18 protein-coding genes and 1 riboswitch are annotated in these 19,770 nt (G+C 66.4%); of the genes, 6 read left to right on the plus strand and 12 right to left on the minus strand.

The window, feature by feature from the left end; all coding sequences use genetic code 11:
* Positions 1-2 precede the first annotated feature (2 nt).
* The 7 genes from V0R62_RS22820 to V0R62_RS22850 form a co-directional block, all read right to left on the minus strand.
* Entirely contained in the window at positions 3-521 is a 519-nt protein-coding gene (locus V0R62_RS22820) for a retropepsin-like aspartic protease family protein (protein ID WP_050707170.1), read from the minus strand.
* Positions 518-1,504 carry an esterase-like activity of phytase family protein gene (locus tag V0R62_RS22825; protein WP_330105321.1) on the minus strand — a complete coding sequence of 329 codons (987 nt, stop codon included), beginning with the start codon at positions 1,502-1,504 and terminating at the stop codon, positions 518-520. Before V0R62_RS22825 ends, V0R62_RS22820 begins: the two co-directional genes overlap by 4 nt.
* The gene (parE, locus tag V0R62_RS22830) at positions 1,501-3,405 is read right to left on the minus strand and encodes a DNA topoisomerase IV subunit B (RefSeq protein ID WP_186716226.1); all 1,905 of its coding nucleotides are present in this window, start codon (positions 3,403-3,405) and stop codon (positions 1,501-1,503) included. The genes V0R62_RS22825 and parE overlap by 4 nt, the downstream gene beginning before the upstream one ends.
* A 33-nt stretch (positions 3,406-3,438) precedes the next feature.
* A complete protein-coding gene (locus tag V0R62_RS22835) occupies positions 3,439-4,047 on the minus strand; it encodes a YqiA/YcfP family alpha/beta fold hydrolase (RefSeq protein ID WP_330105322.1) in 609 nt (202 codons plus the stop codon).
* Positions 4,048-4,201: 154 nt separating this feature from the next.
* A complete protein-coding gene (gene cpdA / locus V0R62_RS22840; protein ID WP_330105323.1) occupies positions 4,202-5,005 on the minus strand; it encodes a 3',5'-cyclic-AMP phosphodiesterase in 804 nt (267 codons plus the stop codon).
* 85 nt (positions 5,006-5,090) lie between these two features.
* Entirely contained in the window at positions 5,091-5,543 is a 453-nt protein-coding gene (locus V0R62_RS22845) for a DUF1249 domain-containing protein (protein ID WP_330105324.1), read from the minus strand.
* The gene (locus tag V0R62_RS22850) at positions 5,534-6,151 is read right to left on the minus strand and encodes an NUDIX domain-containing protein (protein WP_330105325.1); all 618 of its coding nucleotides are present in this window, start codon (positions 6,149-6,151) and stop codon (positions 5,534-5,536) included. Before V0R62_RS22850 ends, V0R62_RS22845 begins: the two co-directional genes overlap by 10 nt.
* A gap of 185 nt (positions 6,152-6,336) precedes the next feature.
* Between V0R62_RS22850 and V0R62_RS22855 the strand changes: the two genes are divergently transcribed.
* Positions 6,337-7,083: an RsiV family protein gene (locus V0R62_RS22855; protein WP_330105326.1), complete on the plus strand. Its 747-nt coding sequence runs from the start codon at positions 6,337-6,339 to the stop codon at positions 7,081-7,083.
* Here the strand turns inward: V0R62_RS22855 and cytX are convergent.
* Together cytX and thiC are read right to left on the minus strand one after the other, a co-directional pair.
* A complete protein-coding gene (gene cytX / locus V0R62_RS22860; RefSeq protein ID WP_330105327.1) occupies positions 7,052-8,335 on the minus strand; it encodes a putative hydroxymethylpyrimidine transporter CytX in 1,284 nt (427 codons plus the stop codon). The two genes, V0R62_RS22855 and cytX, sit on opposite strands and share 32 nt — an antisense overlap.
* 165 nt (positions 8,336-8,500) lie before the next feature.
* Positions 8,501-10,381 (minus strand): phosphomethylpyrimidine synthase ThiC, encoded by a 1,881-nt coding sequence (gene thiC, locus V0R62_RS22865; protein ID WP_330105328.1) that lies wholly within the window; start codon positions 10,379-10,381, stop codon positions 8,501-8,503.
* Positions 10,382-10,537: 156 nt separating this feature from the next.
* Positions 10,538-10,644, minus strand: a riboswitch (TPP riboswitch).
* Positions 10,645-10,804: 160 nt separating this feature from the next.
* Here thiC and V0R62_RS22870 point away from each other — a divergent pair.
* Positions 10,805-12,238 carry a TolC family outer membrane protein gene (locus tag V0R62_RS22870; protein ID WP_330105329.1) on the plus strand — a complete coding sequence of 478 codons (1,434 nt, stop codon included), beginning with the start codon at positions 10,805-10,807 and terminating at the stop codon, positions 12,236-12,238.
* Between the two features lie 117 nt (positions 12,239-12,355).
* Here V0R62_RS22870 and waaA read toward each other — a convergent pair whose 3' ends face one another.
* Positions 12,356-13,627: a lipid IV(A) 3-deoxy-D-manno-octulosonic acid transferase gene (gene waaA, locus V0R62_RS22875; RefSeq protein WP_330105330.1), complete on the minus strand. Its 1,272-nt coding sequence runs from the start codon at positions 13,625-13,627 to the stop codon at positions 12,356-12,358.
* Between the two features lie 38 nt (positions 13,628-13,665).
* On the minus strand, positions 13,666-14,556 hold the full coding sequence (locus V0R62_RS22880; RefSeq protein ID WP_050707182.1) for a LysR family transcriptional regulator: 891 nt from the start codon (positions 14,554-14,556) through the stop codon (positions 13,666-13,668).
* 90 nt (positions 14,557-14,646) lie between these two features.
* On the opposite strand from V0R62_RS22880, the gene V0R62_RS22885 reads away from it, so the two are divergent.
* From V0R62_RS22885 to V0R62_RS22900, 4 genes are all read left to right on the plus strand, one after another.
* On the plus strand, positions 14,647-14,979 hold the full coding sequence (locus V0R62_RS22885; RefSeq protein ID WP_110734838.1) for a DMT family transporter: 333 nt from the start codon (positions 14,647-14,649) through the stop codon (positions 14,977-14,979).
* A gap of 196 nt (positions 14,980-15,175) precedes the next feature.
* Positions 15,176-16,351: an NAD(P)/FAD-dependent oxidoreductase gene (locus V0R62_RS22890; RefSeq protein WP_330105331.1), complete on the plus strand. Its 1,176-nt coding sequence runs from the start codon at positions 15,176-15,178 to the stop codon at positions 16,349-16,351.
* Positions 16,348-17,160: an aldo/keto reductase gene (locus tag V0R62_RS22895; protein ID WP_330105332.1), complete on the plus strand. Its 813-nt coding sequence runs from the start codon at positions 16,348-16,350 to the stop codon at positions 17,158-17,160. Before V0R62_RS22890 ends, V0R62_RS22895 begins: the two co-directional genes overlap by 4 nt.
* A gap of 37 nt (positions 17,161-17,197) precedes the next feature.
* Entirely contained in the window at positions 17,198-18,166 is a 969-nt protein-coding gene (locus V0R62_RS22900; protein ID WP_330105333.1) for a metal ABC transporter ATPase, read from the plus strand.
* 63 nt (positions 18,167-18,229) lie between these two features.
* On the opposite strand, the gene hldE is transcribed toward V0R62_RS22900, so the two are convergent.
* A complete protein-coding gene (gene hldE / locus V0R62_RS22905) occupies positions 18,230-19,651 on the minus strand; it encodes a bifunctional D-glycero-beta-D-manno-heptose-7-phosphate kinase/D-glycero-beta-D-manno-heptose 1-phosphate adenylyltransferase HldE (RefSeq protein WP_330105334.1) in 1,422 nt (473 codons plus the stop codon).
* Positions 19,652-19,770: the final 119 nt, after the last annotated feature.

A 19,770-nucleotide genomic window follows, 5' to 3' on the forward strand; every position in this document is an offset into this window, starting at 1 on the left:
CGTCATTTCAGGTTCTGGCGCAGCAGCATGGTGCCGCCGCGCTGGGTAAATTCAAGTTGTTTCAGGGCACTCATGCCCAGCAGCACGGCCTGGCCATCCAGGCCGGGCACCACCAGTGCGCGCACGTCGCGCAGGTGGATATCACCCAGTTGCAGGCTGTCGAGCCGGGTGCGGTAGCCTTCGGTGCGGCCATTGGCGGTGCTCAATTGCACCGGGGCGCCGCGGGCCAGGTCCAGATCGCGGGCCAGCGCCTCGGGGATCGCCACATCGGTGGCGCCGGTATCGAGCATGAAATGCACCACCCGGCCATTGATCGCGCCGTCGGCGACGAAATGGCCCTGGCCGTTGCTCAGCAGGCGAACTTCGACGAAGCCGTCGCCCTGCTCGCTCTGCACCACGGTGTTGGGATTTTGCTGACGCGCCTCCCATTGGCCGAAAAAGCGCGTGGCCAAAAACATCGCCGCCGCCCAGGCGACGATCATCAGCACCCTGCCCGCCCGCTTGCCCGCTGGCTGGCTCATGGCTTGGCGCTCCAGCCACCGGCCGGCGCGCCGAAGCGCCAGACGACCGGGCGCGTTTCACCGTCCGACCGCGGGCGGTCGTTATTATCCACGCCGATCCAGGCGCCGTCCTTGTCGATCACCAGCGCCTCGGCCAGGCCATAGGGCTGTGAATAGCGACGCGATTCCACCAGCGCATCGGCGGCGAACGACCAGCAGCGCTCCACGGCGCCACTGTCGGCGTCGCGCCGGCAGATGCGGTAGGCGTTGCGCTCAAGGGTGAACAGCTTGCCCTCGAACCAGGCCAGGTCGGCGAAGTCGCGGGAAACCGGGCGTGCCTCGGGGAATTGCGACGGCTGCATTTCCACGCCGGCCTCACTGAGCAGCACGCAGCCGCGCCCGCAGGTCCATACCGATTGCTGGCGCTGCACGGCAAGCAGCCCGCGCCGCTCACGCTCGGCGGCCAGCCACAGGCGGTCGCCCGCCGGATTGATCGCCAACCCTTCGAACAGGGCGTTGAAATGCAGCAGCATGCCACTGGCCCGCGCCTGGCGCACCATGGCCTGGTCGATCCTCAGCCAGTCCGGCTCGCCTTCCAGGGGCAGTTGCAGCACCGCGGCCTGGGCCTCGCTGACGATGAACAGGTTGCCGGCCTGGTCGCAGGTGATGCCTTCGAAATCCAGCGCGCCGCCACGAATATACGACGCCGCCCAGTTGCGCGACTTCAATCCCCAGGGCAACCCGGTATCCGGGGCCGGCGGCGGGGTGAAGGTCAGCGGCTGGGCCTGCCAGGCCGCGCCCTCCTGGTCCAGGCGGTAGATACGGTCGTCATCGCGGTCGGACACCGCCCACAACGCCCCCCGACACCAGGCCAGGCCCGACAGGTTGCCGCCGCGCATGCCATCGACCACGTGCTCGCTGCTGAGCTTGAGCTGCGGCCAGTCGCCGGCCTGGGCCTGCAGGGCGAACAGCGCCAGGCAGGCCATGAGCAGCGGACGAATCAAACCAGGACCTCGGCCAGGTTGCCTTTGGTCTCCAGCCAACTCTTGCGGTCACCGGCGCGTTTCTTGGCCAACAGCATGTCCATGATCTCGGTGGTGCCCTGCACGTCATCCAGCGTGAGCTGGACCAGGCGTCGGGTGTTCGGGTCCATGGTGGTCTCGCGCAGCTGCGGCGGGTTCATCTCGCCCAGGCCCTTGAATCGGGTGACCTGCGGCTTGCCGCGCTTCTTCTCGGCGACCAGCCGGTCGAGGATGCCGTCGCGCTCGGCTTCGTCCAGGGCGTAGTAGATCTCCTTGCCCAGGTCGATGCGGTACAGCGGCGGCATGGCCACGTAGACGTGCCCGGCCTCGACCAGCGGACGGAAGTGCTGGACGAACAGCGCGCACAACAGGGTGGCGATGTGAAGGCCGTCGGAGTCGGCGTCGGCGAGGATGCAGACCTTGCCGTAGCGCAGTTGGCTGAGGTCGGTAGCACCCGGGTCGACACCGATGGCCACGGCGATGTTGTGCACTTCCTGGCTGGCCAGGACTTCGCCGCCATCGACTTCCCAGGTGTTGAGGATCTTGCCGCGCAGCGGCAGGATCGCCTGGAATTCCTTGTCCCGGGCCTGCTTGGCCGAACCACCGGCGGAGTCACCCTCGACCAGGAACAGTTCGGCGCGCATCGGATCCTGGCCTGCGCAGTCGGCCAGCTTGCCGGGCAGCGCCGGGCCCTGGGTGATGCGCTTGCGCTCGACCTTCTTGCTTGCCTTCAGGCGACGACCGGCGTTGCTGATGGCCAGCTCGGCCAGTTGCATGCCCAGCTCGGGATGAGCGTTGAGCCACAGGCTGAAGGCGTCCTTGACCACGCCGGAGACAAACGCCGCCGCCTCGCGGGACGACAGGCGCTCCTTGGTCTGCCCGGAGAACTGCGGCTCCTGCATTTTCATCGACAGCACGAAGCTGATGCGTTCCCAGACATCCTCGGGCGCCAGCTTGACCCCGCGTGGCAGCAGGTTGCGGAACTCGCAGAACTCGCGCATGGCATCCAGCAGGCCCTGGCGCAGGCCGTTGACGTGGGTACCGCCCTGGGCGGTGGGGATCAGGTTGACGTAGCTTTCCTGGATGCTGTCGCCCCCTTCCGGCAGCCACAGCAGGGCCCAGTCCACGGCTTCCTTGTTGCCGGCCAGGCTGCCGCAGAACGGCTCGTCGGGCAGGCGCAGGTACTCGCTGACCGAGTCGACCAGGTAGGAACGCAGGCCGTCCTCGTAGTGCCACTCGACCTTCTCGCCGGTGCCCTTGTCCTCGAAGCTGATGGACAGCCCCGGGCACAGCACGGCCTTGGCCTTGAGCACATGCTTGAGGCGGCTGATGGAGAATTTCGGCGAGTCAAAGTACTTCGGATCGGGGGTGAAGTACACGCTGGTGCCGGTGTTGCGCTTGCCGACGGTGCCGACCACTTCCAGCTCGCTGGCCTTGAAGCCGTCGGCGAAGGTCATCTGGTATTCGTTGCCGTCGCGCTTCACGCGCACCCGCACCTGGCTCGACAGGGCGTTGACCACCGAGATGCCGACGCCGTGCAGGCCGCCGGAGAACTGGTAGTTCTTGTTGGAGAACTTGCCGCCGGCGTGCAGCTTGGTGAGGATCAGCTCGACGCCGGAAACGCCCTCTTCGGGGTGGATGTCCACCGGCATGCCGCGGCCATCGTCGCTGACCTCCAGCGAGTGGTCGGCATGCAGGATCACCTGCACCGAGCGGGCATGGCCTGCCAGGGCTTCGTCGACGCTGTTGTCGATGACTTCCTGGGCCAAGTGGTTGGGCCGGCTGGTGTCGGTGTACATGCCCGGCCGCTTGCGGACCGGGTCAAGGCCCGAGAGGACTTCGATGGCGTCTGCGTTATAGGCGCTAGCGCTGGGATTGGCCATGGGTTCTCGTCGTCAGTCTGGTGAATGCAAAAGTCAAAATACAGAAAAATCCAGCGCCGCATACTGCCCGCGGGCAATGCCGGCGAAGGCCAGCAGGGCCGGGAGCTGCTCGGCGAAGCCCTGGTAGCTGTGGTCGCCACCGGCCTGGATACGCAGGGCACAGGCGCGGTAATAGCGCTCGGCGTGGCGATAGTCCAGTGTTTCATCGGCGGTCTGCAACCACACTTGATAGCGGGCGGCGTCCTGCGGCGGCGGCACTTCCAGTTCGGCCAGGGCGTCCACGTGATCGTGGGTCAGCTCCCAGGCCTCATCGGTATAAAGGTTGCGCTGGGTGCCAAGGTAGCCGTCGAACAGGCGGTGCGGGCCAACCGCCGGGTTGACCAGCAGGGCCTTGAGGCCGTGGCGCTCGGCCAGATGGGTGGCATAGTAGCCGCCGAGTGAGCTGCCGACCAGCAAGGGGGTGCCGAGCTCGGCGATGGCGGCCTCCAGCTGAACAATGGCCTGGCGCGGGTGGTGATGCAGGGCCGGGACGCGCAGTTGCTCGGCCAGGCCGAGCTGCTGCATCACCGCCTCGAGCTGGCGCGCCTTCTTCGACAGCGGCGAGCTGTTGAAGCCATGAATATAGAGGATGGAACCCGACATGCTGCCCCCGGACGCAAAGACGCGCAGTGTAGCGCGTTCGAAGGGCATTGGCGCAGCGGGGGGATTTTCGCAACAAATTCTTCAAACAGCCGGTGGCACGATCTCTGTGGGAGCGGCCTTGTGTCGCGAAAGGACCGCAAAGTGGTCCCCCGACTCAGTAGCCCGGACTGTCGAAATCCAGCCTCACCTCGAAATCGCGCGCCCGCTCCACCCCGGTCTCCAACCGCCCGTCGGCATGCAGACGCAACCAGCGGTAGCCCGGCTGCTCCTCGCTCACCCTGAACTCCTCGCTGCGCGGCGCGAACTGGATGCAGGTCGACGGCGTGGCAAGGAAACGGATGCCGGCGCGCACCTCGTCCCATTCCTGATGGATATGCCCCCACAGCATCGCCTTCACCTGTGGATAACCGTGCAGGCGCTGCAACAGTTCATCGGCGTTGCGCAGACCGATCGGCGCGATCCAGGCACAACCAATATCCACCGGCTGGTGATGGCAGCACACCAGGCAATGGCGTTCGCCCGCACTGTTCAGCGCCTGGTCCAACAACGCCAGCTGGTCATCCGCCAACACGCCGAAGGTGGCACCGACCACTGCCGAATCGAGCATGACGATGCGCCATTGACCAATGTCCGTCACCGCCTGCACCAGCTCCGGCGCCACGGCCAGCATCACCTGGGCCTCGTCATGATTGCCCGGCAGCCAGCGCGCCGGCGCTCCCAACTTCGAGGTCAACTCGCTAAATACCTGGTAGGAGGCAACGCTGGCATCCTGCGACAGATCACCCGTGCACAGCAGCAGGTCGATGCGCGGCTGCTCGCGGCGCACCTGATCGATCACATGCCCGAGGCTTGCGCGGGTATTCAGGCCCAGCAAGGTGCCCGCCGGGTCGGCGAACAGGTGGGCGTCGGTCAGTTGCACCACATGGATGGGTGACGGAAGTGAGTGTGGTTGCGGCAACGGCCGTCTCCTCGAACGGATTCAGCACCGATTATGGCGGCGGATCGGTGTCGAGCAAATACTCGAAACCGACGCGCATCACATTTCAGCGCACCGCTTCCAACTCGTGGCCGCAGGCCAGGCAGTGGCTCAGCCATTCACCGAGGAACAGGTTGAGCTGGGCCTTCTCGTCCGGCTGGTGCATCGCCGTGTTGGGATACGGGTAGATGCTGCGCAGGCGGCGAGCATGCTCGGCGCTGACCACCTCGGCCATGCGCGCGTCATGGTAGACCTGCACTTCCAGCTCGGGCACCGGCAGCCAGGGCAGGCTGTGCTCCTGGCGCACCTTCAGGGTGGTGGTATAGGGACAGGCCAGCAGCACTTCGAGCACCAGCACGCCGAGCATCTGGTCGCCCTGGGTCATGCCGATGCGCCGCGAGCTCTGCGTACTGCGCATGTCCGGCAGCAGGCGCATCAGGCGGGCATAGTTGGCCTCGCAGGCCGACTGCAGCCCGACCAGGTCGACCCGATAGCGCTCGCGCAGCAGGTTCACTTCCACATACCTCGGACTTCGTCACGGTTGAGTGCCAGCCATTGCAGGCCGATGATCGCGGCGGCGTTGCATATGCGCCCGTCGCGCACCGCCTGCAGGGCGTCCTCGAACGCCCAGACGCGCACGCGAATGTCCTCGCTCTCTTCTTCCAGGCCATGCAGGCCACCGGCGCCCTCGCTGGTGCAACGGCCCAGGAACAGGTGGACGTACTCGTCGCTGCCACCAGGCGAAGGGAAATAGCGCGTCATCGGCCACAGTGCCGAAAAGCTCAGGCCAGCCTCTTCCTGGGCTTCGCGATGGGCAACCTCTTCCGGCTGCTCATCCTTGTCGATCAACCCGGCGACCATCTCGATCAGCCAGGGGTTGCCGACCTTGCCCATGGCCCCCACGCGAAACTGCTCGATCAGTACCACTTCGTCGCGCTGCGGATCGTAGGGCAGCACACAGACGGCGTCATGGCGCACGAACAGCTCGCGAGTGAACTCACGGCTCATGCCACCGGCGAACAGTTCATGGCGCAAGTGCAGCTTGTCGAGCTTGTAGAAGCCCTTGAACAATTGCTCGCGTCGGGCGATCTCGACCTGGGTGGGCACTGAATTCAACGTGTCCGTCATGCAAACTCCTTGATACCTCGTTTACCGCATCGCGCAATCCTACTCTGCGCGCCGCCCGGTTTCACCCCTTTCCGGCGACCGTTCGGGCAGCCGGGACAGGCGCGGCACTCTCTGTTAGCTTAGTGGCGAACTGAAGGCCGCGCAGGCGGTCCAAGGCCGATCATCACCGTTGTGAAAGAGGCAACATGACGCTTGTCAAACTGACTTCCGTGGCCGTCCTGGCACTGGCGCTCGGCGCCTGCCAGAGCCTGTTCGCGCCCAATTACCGCGCCCCGCTCGAGGTCAAGCGCGAGGCCTGGGAACACGTCAAGCCCGGCTGCAGCGAGAGCGACTGCCCGCTGGTCAACATCGACGTGGTGCACTTCCCCGCCCTGCCCAAGCTCGACGCCATCATCGAGAAACGCCTGCTGATGCTCACCGAGGACAACCAGCGCGGCACCCCGCCGGCCTCGCTGCAAGCCTATGAACAGCAGTACCTGGCCCGCGCCGACAAGCGCAACAGCAGCTACCTGCAAGCCAAGGTACGCGAGCAGCATGACGGGCTGGTGATCGTCGAGCTGTCCAGCTACCTGGACAGCGGCGGTGCCCATGGCATGCCCGGGCGCGGCTTCATCAACTACTCGCGCAAGCTGGACAAGGTGCTGACCCTGGACGACATGCTGGTGCCCGGCCAGGAAGCGACCTTCTGGAAGACCGCCGAGGAATCCCACCGCGCCTGGCTGATCAGCACCGGCATGGACAAGGACCCCGAGTTCGTCAAGACCTGGCCGTTCAAGCAGTCGCCGCACATCGCCCTGACCTACGGCGCGGTGGTGATCAAGTACGAGGTCTACGCCATCGCCCCCTACTCGATGGGCCACGTCGAGCTGAAGATCCCCTACCCGCGCCTCAACGGCGTGATCAGGCCCGAGCTGTTTCCCGGCCGCGGCTGAGCGATAGCAGCAGATGCAGCCCCCCTGCCAGCAGCAGTGCCGGCAGGGTAGCGCCCAGCTCCGGCGCCTGGCTGGCCAGCAGGTGATAGGCCGCCACCCCCACCGCCCAGGCCAGCAGCGCCTGCCAGTGCAAGCCCTCGACCAGCGCCGGCAGGCGACGGCGACGGACCACGAAGTGATCCACCAGCACCACGCCGAACAGCGGCGCGAACACCGAGCCGATCAGCAGCAGGAAGTTCTGGTACTGGGCCAGCGGCGCCAGCAGGGCGATCAGCGTGCACAGCACGCCGATGGCCAAGGCCAGGTGCTCGACTTTCAGTCTGATCAACAGCCCGGTGGAAACCGCTGCGGAATGAATGTCGGCGAAGGCGTTTTCCGACTCGTCCAGCAGAATCAGCAGCAGCGGAATACCCAGCCCGGCGCCGGCCAGCGCCAGCAGCAGCGCATTCACTTCACCGCTCGGGGCGAAGGCCAGGGTATAGGCCACGCCCAGGCTCATCAGCCAGGCATTGCCGATGAAAAAACCCAGCGCCGTACCGCCGAACACCCGGCTGGCACGCTGGCCGAAGCGTGAATAGTCGGCGATCAGCGGCAGCCACGACAGCGGCATGGCGATAACGATGTCGAAGCCCAGGGCCAGGGACAGCGAACCATCCCCCGGGCGCTGCCACAGCGCGGCCAGATCGGCCTTGGCGAACAGGTTCCAGGTCAGCCAGATGCAGGCACCCAGCAGCAGCCAGATGCCCCATTTGCGCAGGACCTTGCGCACGAACGCCAGCGGCCCGCTGACCGCCAGCAGGGTGGCCAGGGCGCCGAAGCACAGGCTCCACAGCAGCGGGCTGCTCCAGCCACTGCCCTCGCCGAAGGCACGGGCGCCCAGCAGGCTGGCGGCGTCGCGCATGACGATGATTTCGAACGAGCCCCAGCCCACCAGCTGCAGGAGGTTGAGCAAGGCCGGCAGGCGCGCGCCGTGGCTACCCAGCGTCAGGCGCAGGGTGGCCATGGCCGAGAGGCCGGTGTCGCTGCCGATCACCCCCGCCGCCGCCAGCAGCAGCACGCCCACCGCCGTGCCGAGGGCGATCGCCAGGATCGAGCCGGCCAGGCCCAGCCCCGGCGCCAACAGGGCGCCGACCTGCAGCACCATCAGGCCGATGCCGAGGGAGAACCACAGCGAGAACAGGTCGCGGGCGCCGAACTGGCGGTGATGAGTGGGGACGGGGTGGTCGGGGGAGAAGTGGCTGGGTGATGTCATGGGAGGCTCGCCGGAATATTGGAGTTGTTGCTGGCGAGGACTGCGTCCTCGTATCGCGACACAAGGCCGCTCCCACAGGTTCCGTGCATGACTTGAGCCATACACAGGACCTGTGGGAGCGGCCTTGCGTCGCGAAAGGGCCGCAAAGCGGCCCCCAAGGTCTACTTACACCTTCTGGTACAACTGGCTGCCTTCCTGGCGGAACCGCTCGGACTGCTCACGCATGCCCTGTTCGACCGTCACGTCAACGGTCTCGATCTTGGCCGCGTACTCACGCACTTCCTGGGTAATCTTCATCGAACAGAACTTCGGCCCGCACATCGAGCAGAAGTGCGCGACCTTGGCCGACTCCTTGGGCAGCGTCTCATCGTGGAAGGAGCGGGCGGTGTCCGGGTCCAGGCCGAGGTTGAACTGGTCTTCCCAACGGAATTCGAAGCGCGCCTTGGACAACGCGTTGTCACGAATCTGCGCGCCCGGGTGGCCCTTGGCAAGGTCCGCGGCATGGGCGGCGATCTTGTAGGTGATGATGCCGGTCTTCACGTCATCCTTGTTCGGCAGGCCCAGGTGCTCCTTGGGCGTGACGTAGCAGAGCATGGCGCAACCGAACCAGCCGATCATCGCCGCGCCTATCCCTGAGGTGATGTGGTCGTAGCCCGGGGCGATATCGGTGGTCAGCGGGCCGAGGGTGTAGAACGGCGCCTCGTCGCAGCACTCGAGCTGCTTGTCCATGTTCTCCTTGATCAACTGCATCGGCACGTGGCCGGGGCCTTCGATCATGCACTGCACGTCGTGCTTCCAGGCGATCTTGGTCAGCTCGCCGAGGGTCTCCAGCTCACCGAACTGGGCGGCGTCGTTGGCGTCGGCGATCGAGCCCGGGCGCAGGCCGTCGCCCAGCGAGAAGCTGACGTCGTACGCCTTCATGATCTCGCAGATCTCGTCGAAGTGTGTGTACAGGAAGTTCTCTTTATGGTGCGCCAGGCACCACTTGGCCATGATCGAGCCGCCGCGGCTGACGATGCCGGTGACGCGCTTGGCGGTCAGCGGCACATAGCGCAGCAGGACGCCAGCATGGATGGTGAAGTAGTCCACGCCCTGCTCGGCCTGTTCGATCAGGGTGTCGCGGAACAGCTCCCAGGTCAGGTCCTCGGCCACGCCGTTGACCTTCTCCAGGGCCTGGTAGATCGGCACGGTACCGATCGGCACCGGCGAGTTGCGGATGATCCACTCGCGGGTTTCGTGGATGTGCTTGCCGGTGGACAGGTCCATGACCGTGTCCGAGCCCCAGCGGATGCCCCAGGTCAGCTTGGCCACTTCTTCCTCGATCGAGGAGCCCAGGGCGCTGTTGCCGATGTTGCCGTTGATCTTCACCAGGAAGTTGCGGCCGATGATCATCGGCTCCAGCTCGGTGTGGTTGATGTTGGCTGGAATGATCGCGCGGCCGCGGGCGATCTCTTCGCGGACGAACTCGGGGGTGATCTCTTTCGGGATGCTGGCGCCGAAGCTGTGGCCGGCGTGCTGCTGGTTCAGCAGGCCGGCGGCGCGGGCTTCCTGCAGTTTCATGTTCTCGCGGATGGCGACGTATTCCATCTCGGCGGTGATGATGCCCTGGCGCGCGTAGTGCATCTGCGTGACGTTGGCGCCGACCTTGGCGCGGCGCGGGTTGCGCACATGGGCGAAGCGCAGCTTGGCCAGCTCCGCGTCGTTCAGGCGCTGCTGGCCGAAGTTCGAGCTCAGGCCATCCAGGCGTTCGGTGTCGCCACGGGCGTCGATCCAGGCCGAGCGCACATCGCCCAGGCCCTTGCGCACGTCGATGATGACATTGGGGTCGGTGTACGGGCCGGAAGTGTCATACACCAGCACCGGGGCGTTCTTCTCGCCGCCGAAGTCGGTGGGGGTGTCGTGCAGGCTGATCTCGCGCATGGGCACGCGGATATCGGGGCGCGAACCTTCGACATAGACCTTGCGCGAATTGGGCAGGGGTTGCACGGACTGTTGGTCGACTTGGGCCGACTCGCTCAGACTGATTGTTTTTTCTTGTTTGCTCATCACAGGCTCTCCAGACAGCTTCCAGGCGGTGGAATGTCGGGGTGAACCTGAAAGGCGTGGACGCACCCGTGTTGACGAGTGCAGTGCCGGACATGGGGTGCCGTGGGCTGTAAACAGCTGTGGCGATCCCGGACCTGGCACAAGAGGCTCCCGGGATATGAGAGCAATCTTGTTCCCTACGCAGGCGCTAACCTGATCAGGTTCAACGGGATCCGCACCTCTGCGATCTCAGCCTTTGCTTCAAGGCACCCCGACAAGAACATGCGCAGTCTAGACTGGAGTGGCCGGCAAAGCCAAGCGGGTAAATCCGGGGGTGATAAATGGCACAAGCGGCGGATTGTTGATGACGGCGTGCGGCACTACACTGGCGCATCGCTCGATACCCGACAGTACAGTAAATAAAATTTGATCAAGGATTGCCCTATGCTGCGCAAACTCTCACTGGCAATTGCCGTGTCTTGTGCGTCCCACGGAGTGGCCTGGGCAGCGGATACGCCCACGACGGTGAAGACCGACCTGGTCAGCGTCTACCAGGAAGCGGTCGACAACAACGCCGACCTGGCCGCCGCCCGCGCCGACTACGGCGCACGCCGTGAAGTTGTGCCCCAGGCCCGCGCCGGCCTGTTGCCGAACCTTTCGGCCGGCGCCGAGATGATGAACACCCGGACCAAGCTCGACGAGCCGTCAGTCACCTCCAACCGCAGCGGCAACGCCTGGAGCGCCACCCTGGCGCAGCCGATTTTCCGTGCCGACCGCTGGTTCCAGCTGCAGGCCGCCGAAGCGGTCAACGAACAGGCCGCCCTGGAACTGTCGGCCACCGAGCAGAATCTGATCCTGCAGAGCGCCGAGAACTACTTCGCGGTGCTGCGCGCCCAGGACAACCTGGCCTCGACCAAGGCCGAAGAAGCCGCCTTCAAGCGCCAGCTCGACCAATCCAACGAGCGCTTCGACGTCGGCCTCTCGGACAAGACCGACGTGCTGCAGTCCCAGGCCAGCTACGACACCGCCCGGGCCAACCGGATCATTGCCGAGCGCCAGGTGCAGGATGCCTTCGAGGCCCTGATCACCCTGACCAACCGCCAGTACACGGCGATCCAGGGCGTGGTCCACACCCTGCCGGTGCAGGTGCCCACGCCCAACGACGCCAAGGCCTGGGTCGAGACCGCCGGGCGGCAGAACCTCAACCTGCTGGCGACCAACCACGCCGTGGCGGCCGCCGAGGAGACCGTGCGCCAGCGCAAGGCCGGCCATGCGCCGACCCTCGACGCGGTGGCCAAGTACCAGAAGGGCGACAACGACAACCTCGGTTTCACCAACCCCTCGCAGAACGGCGTGCGCTACGGCGGCGATGTCGAGCAGACCAGCGTCGGCCTGCAGTTGAACATCCCGATCTACAGCGGCGGCCTGACCAGTTCCCAGGTACGCGAGGCCTACGCCCGCCTGACCCAGAGCGAGCAGCAGCGCGAAAGCCTGCGCCGCCAGGTGGTGGAGAACACCCGCAACCTGCACCGCGCGGTGAACACCGACGTGGAACAGGTGCAGGCGCGCAAGCAGTCGATCATCTCCAACCAGAGCGCGCTGGAGGCCACCGAGATCGGCTACCAGGTCGGCACCCGCAACATCGTCGACGTGCTCGACGCGCAGCGCCAGCTGTACACCTCGGTGCGTGACTACAACAACAGCCGCTACGACTACATTCTCGACAACCTGCGCCTGAAGCAGGCCGCCGGCACCCTGAGCCCGCAGGACCTGCAGGACCTGGGGCGGTACCTGAAGGCCGACTACAACCCGGACAAGGATTTCCTGCCACCGGACCTGGCGGCGGCGGCGGCGAAGAACTTCGAACGCCGGCCTTGAGAGCTGGGGCCGCTTCGCGCCCCATTCGCGGCACAAGGCCGCTCCTATAGGAGAGCGCAACCCCCTGTAGGAGCGGCCTTGTGCCGCGAAAGGAGCGCAAAGCGCTCCCAAGGACGCTTATTTCATCAAACCTGCCAGACCATCCAGCAACCGCTGCAACGCCCCCTGGTTGGCCCGCATCACCGCCCTGCCCGCCTCGCCCATGCGCCGCGCATCCTGCGGCAGCTCGACCAACCGACGCACCGCCCCGGCCAGCCCTTCGGCGTCGTCCACCTGCTGCAACGCCCCCGCCTCGCGCAGCATCGCGCTGATCTCGAGGAAGTTGAACACATGCGGCCCCATGAGCACCGGCAGCGCCAGCGCCGCCGGCTCCAGCGGGTTGTGCCCGCCGGTGGCCACCAGGCTGCCGCCGACGAAGGCGATGTCGGCCAGAGCATAGAGGAACAGCAGCTCGCCCATGGTGTCGCCCAGCAGCACCTGGGTCTGCGCCGTGACCACATCGCCGGTCGAGCGACGCACCGTGGCGAATTGGCCGGCGCACAGCTCATGCACCGCCGCGAAGCGCTCGGGATGGCGCGGCACCAGGATCAGCAACGCATCGCTGTGGACCTTAAGCAGCTCACGATGAGCCTCGAGAATCAACGCGTCTTCGCCATCGTGGGTACTGGCAGCGATCCATATCGGACGTTGCCGGGCAGCCCACTGTTCCCGCAATGCGCGGGCCCGTGGCAGCAGTTGATCGTCGACCTTCAGGTCGAACTTGATCGAACCGGTCACCTGCACGCATTCGTCGTGCGCCCCGAGCGCCCGGAAACGCTCGGCCTCGGTTTCGGTCTGCACGGCGATCAGGCTCATCTCCTCGAGCATCGGCCGGGTCAGGCCGGCGAAGCGGGCATAGCCACGGGCGGAGCGCTCGGACAGCCGGGCATTGGCCAGCGCCACCGGGATGCCGCGCCTGGCGCACTGGTGGATGTGGTTCGGCCACAGCTCGGTTTCCATGATGATGCCCAGACGCGGGCGCACATGGTCGAGGAAACGCCCGGCCGCCCACGGCAGGTCATAAGGCAGGTAGCAGTGCTGCACCCGTGGCTCGCCTTCGAACATCGCGCGGATGCGCTCGGAGCCGGTCGGGGTCATGCAGGTGAGCGTGATCGGCAGGTCCGGGTACTGCTTGAGCAGGGCCCGCACCATCGGCGCGGCGGCGATGCTCTCGCCCACCGAGACCGCATGCACCCAGATGCCGCCCTGGTGCATGGGCGGCAGCTGGCAGGCGAAGCGCTCGGCGATCCTCGCACGGTACGCCGGCGCCTTGCGCCCGCGCAGGAACAGGCGCAGCGCGACCAGCGGCAGGCCCAGGTGAAACAGCAGGGTATAGAGGGTTCTGTTCATGGCGGCGGAGTTTACTAGGAACTGGATGAAAAGGCCTGTCAGCCAATCGCCCGCAGGTGCACGGCGAAGCGCTCGGCCAGCCATTGCGCGGCCGGCCCCAACGGTTCGTCGCGACGCCAGGCCAGCTCCGCCACCAGCGCCGGCGGGCGCCACTCGCTGTCCAGTTCGACCATCTGCGTCTGGTAGGTGGGGTACTGCACCACATGCCGGGGCAGCCAGGCCCAGCCCAGGCCACGCATCAGCAACTCGGCCATGGCGTAGAAACTGTCGGCGCGCCAGACCTGCGGGCTGATCGCCTCGCCGCCGGGGTAGCCGCTCTGCTGCGGAGTGATCAACAGCTGGCGGTGACGGGCCAGTTGCTGGCGGCTGACCTTGGCCAGGTGTGCCAGCGGGTGGTCGATGGCACACACCGTGACCATCTCGACACTGCCCAGAGCGCGCCGCTCCAACGAGGCGGGGATGCTTTCATGGTGGAAGAACAAGCCCAGGTCGGCGCGCCGCTCCACCAGCTTGCGCGCCACATCGCCCTGGGCGCCGCTGGCCAGTTGCACCTCCAGGTAGGGATAACGCGCCGCCAGCTCGTCAAGGCTGTCGATCACCGGCTGGTAGGGCATGGCCTCGTCCTGCGCCACCCGCAGCAACGCCTCCTGCCCGCGCATCAAGGCCAGCGCCCGGCCATCCAGGCGCTCGCACTGGCGCAACAGCTCGCGGGCGTCCTCCAGCAGCGCGGCGCCGCTTTCGGTCAGGCGCGGCTGCCGGCCGCTGCTGCGCTCGAACAGGGTCACGCCCAGGTCTGTCTCGAGCAAGGCGATGGCGCTGCTGATCGCCGACTGGGCCTTGCGCTGCTCGCGGGCCACGGCGGAAAACGAACGCAACTCGGCGGCCCGCACGAACAGGCGCAGTTGTTCGAGGCTCCAGTGTTCAGTCATGTCCAACCTATCTCCAAAGCAGATAGGTAATGACTTTACCGCATCCAGGGATTCCCTAGAATGCCCATCCAGCAACGGAGGACCCGCACCATGAACGCCTACACCTATCTCGCCATCGCCATCTGCGCCGAAGTCATCGCCACCGCCTCCATGAAAGCGGTCAAGGGGCTGAACACGCCGCTGCCGCTGCTGCTGATGGTGTGCGGCTACGGCGTGGCGTTCTGGATGCTGACCCTGGTGGTGCGCAGCATTCCGGTGGGCATCGCCTATGCGATCTGGTCGGGGCTGGGCATCGTGCTGATCAGCATCGCGGCGCTGGTGATCTATGGGCAGAAGCTGGATATGCCGGCGATGCTGGGCATGGCCATGATCGTCGGCGGGGTGGTGGTGATCCAGGTGTTTTCCAATACTGCCGGGCATTGATGCTTCCCTGAGGATTTTGGGGCCGCTTTGCGGCCCTTTCGCGGCACAAGACCGCTCCCACAATCCCAAGCCTGCGCGGCCCCTGTAGGAGCGGCCTTGTGCCGCGAAAGGGCTGCACAGCAGCCCCAGGATCGCAAAGCCCACGCCGCCCCGACGCTGTATACTGCGCACCTGTCCCAGTTTTCGAGGTGCCCGCATGCCATCCGCCATTACCACTGACGTGCTGATCGTCGGCGCCGGGGTCGCAGGCCTCTGGCTCAATGCCCGGCTGCGCCGCCTGGGCTATTCGACGGTGCTGGTGGAGCGCGCCAGCCTGGGTGGCGAGCAGACCATCAAGTCGCAAGGCATCATCCACGGCGGCACCAAGTACGCCCTGCACGGCGCCCTCAGCGGCGCCTCCGAGGCCATCGCCGACATGCCGCGGCGCTGGCGCGAAGCGCTGGCCGGCAACGGCGAGCTGGACCTGACTGATACCCGCCTGCTGTCCGACGCCCACTACCTGTGGTCCCCCGGCACCCTGGCCGGCAACCTCACCAGTTTCTTCGCCAGCAAGGCCGTGCGCGGCCGGGTTGACCAGGTCAAGGGCGAGCAACTGCCGCCGGCCCTGCAAGACCGCGCGTTCAAGGGCAAGGTCTACCGCCTGGCCGAACTGGTCATCGACGTGCCCAGCCTGCTGGCCAACCTGGCGCAGTTGGCGGGCGACAGCCTGCTGGCCGGCGAGCGTATCGAACCGTTGCGCGACGGCGACGAACTGGCCGGGCTGGTGGTCGATGGCCGCGAGATCCGCGCCCAACGCATCGTCCTCAGCGCCGGCGGCGGCACCGAAGCGCTGCTGCACGCCCTGGGGCTGAGCCAACCGGCCATGCAGCGCCGTCCGCTGCACATGGTCCTGGCCAAGGGCCCCAACCTCAAGCCGTTGTACGCCCACTGCCTGGGCGGCGGGCCCAAGCCGCGCATCACCGTGACCACCCACCTGGCCGCCGATGGCCAATGGGTGTGGTACCTGGGTGGCGACATCGCCGAGGCCGATGGCGTGGCCCGCGAGCCCGCCGCGCAGATCGCCGCGGCGCAAAAGGAAGTCGCCAGCCTGTTGCCGTGGGTCGACCAGGCCCAGGTGCGCTGGGCCACCCTGCGCGTCGACCGTGCCGAGCCCGCGCAATCGGGCCTGGTGCGCCCGGACAACGCCTTCCTCGCCGACCAGCAGCGCCTGCTGGTCGGCTGGCCGACCAAGCTGGCCCTGGCGCCGGACTTCGCCGATCGCGTGTTGGCCAGCTTCGAACGTGACGGCATTCGCCCGGCGAGCCTGCCGGACCTCGCCGACCTGCCCCGCCCACCACTGGCACTGCCTGCCTGGGAGCAACTGCTGCCATGAGCCTGCCGACCCTGCACGATCATCACCGCCCCCTGGGCAGCACCGGTCTGCGCGTGTCGCCGCTGGGCCTGGGTACGGTCAAGCTTGGCCGCGACCAGGGCGTGAAGTACCCCAACGGTTTCACCATCCCCGATGACGAAACCGCCCGCCTGCTGCTCGCCCAGGCCCGCGAGCTGGGCATCAACCTGATCGACACCGCACCGGCCTATGGCCGCAGCGAGGAGCGCCTCGGCCCGTTGCTGCGCGGCCAGCGCGACCAGTGGGTGATCGTCAGCAAGGTCGGCGAAGAGTTCGAAGCCGGCCAGTCGCACTTCGATTTCAGCGCCGCCCACACCCGCCGCTCGGTCGAGCGCAGCCTCAAGCGCCTGGAGACCGACCGCATCGAGCTGGTGCTGGTGCATTCCGACGGCAACGACCTGGCGATCCTCGAGCAGGAGGGGGTGTACGAAACCCTTGCCGCGCTCAAGCAGGAAGGCAAGATTCTCGGCTATGGTTTGTCCGGCAAGACTGTCGCCGGCGGCCTGAAGGCGCTGGAGCAAGGTGATTGCGCCATGGTCACCTACAACCTCAACGAGCAGGCGGAGCGGCCCGTGCTGGACTACGCTGCCGAACACGGCAAGGCCATTCTGGTGAAGAAAGCCCTGGCCAGCGGACATATCTGCCTGGCGCCCGGGGTCGATCCGGTGCAGGCCAGTTTCGAATTGCTGTTCGCCCACCCGGGCGTGAGCAGTGCCATTGTCGGCACCATCAACCCGCTGCATCTGGCCCACAACGTGGCCACCGTCGCCCGCATCCTGGGCCGGCCCTGAGCCGCCCGGGCGGGGGACCAACGCAAGGAGGAGCCTCGTGCCGCGTACGCTGATCCGCAAGAATCCGAGCAACTTCAAGACTCTGCCGCTGCACGTCGAGGCCACGCCCGAAGGCCTGACCTACCAGAGCATCGGCATGCCGCTGAATTTCGCCCAGACCCTGCAGCGGCGCAAGGCCATCCAGGTCGCCGACCCCGAGCACTTCGTGGCGGAACTGGCCAACCTCGGCGTGTCGGTGCGCCTGACCCTGCACTGGCAGGGCCGCGACTACTGGGTGCTGGTCCGCCAGCGCCGCCAGGACCGTGGCGACGTGGTGCTCAAGCTGATTTCCGGCTATGTCCCGGCCCACGAGCTGAACCTGCCGCTGCACACGGCGATCCAGGAAGTGGCCGAGGAATGCCTGCTGGAAACCCCCGAGGGCTGGCTGGGCGGTCGCTTCAACGACACCTGGCTGCCAGCGCCCTATGCCGACGCCCTGCATTATCGCGAGGCCCTGCCGTTCGTGCTGTCGCCCGAGTCCGGCGCCGCCCGGCCAGTGCATTGCGCCAACCTGATGCTGCTGGAGCGGCCACGCGCCTATGTGCACCTGCCCACGGCGTCGTTGCAGCTGATCTACGACCTGCGCCTTCAGGTGCCCAGGGAAGCCAAGTCGCTGAGCCTGTTCCATGTTGACGAGCGCCTGGAGGGCGATCAGCTGGTGGCCAGGCTCAATCGCAAGCGGCCGGACCTTTACCTGATGCCGCTCAAGGACGGTCAACCCGTGGCCGAACTGTACACCTTGAAGAAGGACCAGCTGACACCTGCGGGTACGCGCGGACTGTGGCTGGCCGAGAGCTTCGCCCGCCAGGATGGCTGGGTGGTGCGGGATGAGCGGGTGCGCTGGAAGGACTGGCTGAAGCAGCAGGGGCTGGTCGAAAGCAAGCCCGCGCCGGCGTCCCACCTGGAACGGTTCGGAGACAAGGCACGGGAACTGCTAGCCCGGGCGCGGACCTCGCTGCATAAATGAATACGGGGCAAGCCTGCTCCCAATGCTTCGTGGGAGCGGGCTTGCCCCGCGATCTGCAACGTATCAGTGCTTGCGGATCTTCTCGACGATCGCCGTGGTCGAACTGTTCTCCACCAGCCCCAGCACCTTCACCGTGCCGCCGTAGGCCTTGACGATATCGGCACCGACCACCTGGTCGATACCGTAGTCACCGCCCTTGACCAGCACATCCGGCTTGACCTGGCGCAGCAGGTTCTCCGGCGTGTCCTCAGGGAAACTGATGACCCAGTCCACCGCACCGAGGCCGGCCAGCACGGCCATGCGTCGGTCGACGCTGTTGATCGGCCGGCCTGGGCCTTTCAGGCGGCTGACCGAGGCATCGTCGTTGATGGCGACAATCAGCCGGTCGCCCTGGGCGCGAGCCTGTTCCAGGTAGGTCACGTGACCCGCGTGGAGGATATCGAAGCAGCCATTGGTGAAGACGATCTTCTCGTTGTGCGCACGGGCATCGTCGATGGCCAGCAGTAGCTGCTCCAGGCCCAGCACGCCGCGCTCCGAGCCCTCTTCACGCTGGATGGCGCGACGCAGTTCAGGCGCGCTGATGGCGGCGGTACCCAGCTTGCCGACCACGATGCCGGCGGCCAGGTTGGCCAGGGCGACGGCATGCGGCAGGTCCTCGCCCGCGGCAATGGCGGCGGCGAGGGTGGAAATCACCGTGTCGCCGGCACCGGTGACATCGAACACCTCACGGGCGCGGGCCGGCAGGTGCAGGGCCGGGTGGCCGGTACGCAGCAGGGTCATGCCATGCTCGCCTCGGGTCACCAGCAGTGCGCCCAGGTCCAGTTCTTCGAGCAGTTTCAGGCCTTTGGCGACCAGCTCGGTTTCATCGGCGCAACGGCCGACGATGGTCTCGAACTCGCTGAGGTTCGGGGTGATCAGGCTGGCACCGCGGTAGATCGAGAAATCCTTGCCCTTGGGGTCGGCCAGTACCGGGATGCCCTTGCCGCGGGCGGCCTGGATCAGCGCCTGATGGTTCTGCAGCGCACCCTTGCCGTAGTCGGACAGCACCAGCACCTTGATACCTTCGAGCAGGGCATCGACCTCCGCACCCAGCGACAGCGGGTCGGTGGCGAACGGCTCTTCAAAGTCGATGCGCAGCAGTTGCTGGTGACGACTCATCACCCGCAACTTGACGATGGTCGGCTGGTGGGCGATACGCTGGAAGATCGAGCGCACACCGGCGGCGTGCAGGCTGTTGGCGAGGCTGTCGGCAGCCTCGTCCTGGCCGGTGACGCCGACCAGAGAAGCGGGCGCGCCGAGGGCAGCGATGTTCAAGGCCACGTTGGCCGCGCCGCCGGGGCGATCCTCGATCTGATCGACCTTGACCACCGGCACTGGCGCTTCAGGCGAAATACGCGAAGTACCGCCATGCCAGTAGCGGTCGAGCATGACATCGCCGACCACCAGTACCGGGGCTTGATCGAAACGCGGCATGGACAACTTCATGGGCAACCCATTTTTGGAAAAGTGAACAGGGGCAGGATATTAGCACAGGGATGCGCAGGACTTTACGGCCAACCGCGGCGATGCTGTATCGATTGACCGGCGAGGCCTTCGAGGCCCCG

The sequence above is a fragment of the Pseudomonas carassii genome (assembly GCF_036324045.1).
In the GTDB taxonomy this organism is placed as follows: domain Bacteria; phylum Pseudomonadota; class Gammaproteobacteria; order Pseudomonadales; family Pseudomonadaceae; genus Aquipseudomonas; species Aquipseudomonas peradeniyensis.